Annotated in this window: 1 protein-coding gene; it reads left to right on the top strand. The window is 54.0% G+C overall.

Going from position 1 to position 1,197, the window contains the following annotated elements:
- Positions 1 to 70 precede the first annotated feature (70 nt).
- A protein-coding gene (locus tag L9059_RS30565; RefSeq protein ID WP_247296873.1) for an IS3 family transposase occupies positions 71 to 1,158 on the top strand; the annotation gives its coding sequence in 2 pieces (ribosomal slippage) (positions 71 to 323 and positions 323 to 1,158; 1,089 coding nt in all).
- The last annotated feature ends 39 nt before the right edge of the window (positions 1,159 to 1,197 follow it).

The following is a 1,197-nucleotide window of genomic DNA, read 5'->3' as shown; positions in this document are numbered from 1 at the left end:
GGTAATCCCCCCTGAAAAAAATACTCACCAGAAGTAGAATTTTCTCCTAATCGGATCAAGGAAATTTTGCGTGAAGAGATCACGTTTTTCAGACAGCCAAATCATGGCCATTCTCAAGCAAGCCGAGGCTGGAAGCCCGGTGCCAGAGCTATGTCGCGAGCACGGTATCAGCTCGGCCACCTTCTATAAGTGGCGCACCAAGTTCGGCGGCATGGACGCATCGCTGATGGCTCGGTTACGCGAGTTGGAGGATGAGAACCGGCGTCTCAAAAAAATGTACGCCGAAGAGCGGCTCAAAGCCGAAATCATCCAGGAGGCCATGGCAAAAAAGTGGTGAAGCCATCGCGGCGACGAGAGATGGCGCAGGAAGCGGTTCGTTCAGGTCGATGCAGTATCAAGCTCGCGTGCCTGGCCTTCGGGGTCAGCAGCACGTGCTATCGCTATCAATCGCGCCTATCGCCTGAAAACGCCGAGATCGCCGATCACCTGATCCGACTCTCGCATAACCAGCGCAATTGGGGGTTTGGCTTGTGTTTTCTGTACCTGCGCAACGTGAAGGGCTATGGCTGGAACCATAAACGGGTGTATCGGATTTACCGCGAACTGGAACTGAATCTGCGGATCAAGCCGCGTAAGCGCATCGTGCGCGAGAAGCCTGAACCGCTGGCCGTTCCGCAGGCAGCCAACCAGTGTTGGTCGATGGATTTCATGCACGATCAGTTAGCTGATGGACGCAGCTTTCGGGTTTTTAATCTGATTGACGACTTCAACCGCGAAGCCCTGGGCATGGAGATTGATTTATCGCTACCGGCTGAGCGCGTGGTGCGTGCGCTGGATCAGGTCATTGAATGGCGTGGTAAACCGCAGGCGATCCGCAGCGATAACGGCCCAGAATTTATCAGTGCCAAGCTCGCTGAGTGGGCGAAGAAACGAGGCATCCGCTTGGACTTTATTCAACCGGGTAATCCACAGCAGAATGCTTACGTTGAACGTTATAACCGGACTGTGCGCTATGACTGGCTGGGACATTACTTGTTTGAGTCGATAGCCGAAGTTCAGGACTATGGTACGAACTGGATCTGGACATACAATCACGAGCGCCCGAATATGGCCCTCGGCGGCATTACCCCAAAACAGAAGTTGGCCCTGGTGGCCTGAGGTCTACTTCTGGTGAGTTTTAGGAATGGGGGGATTACC

Origin of the sequence: Pseudomonas violetae (genome assembly GCF_023072615.1) — a bacterium.
GTDB classification, from domain to species: domain Bacteria; phylum Pseudomonadota; class Gammaproteobacteria; order Pseudomonadales; family Pseudomonadaceae; genus Aquipseudomonas; species Aquipseudomonas violetae.
This window is presented reverse-complemented; position numbering and strand designations above follow the sequence as displayed.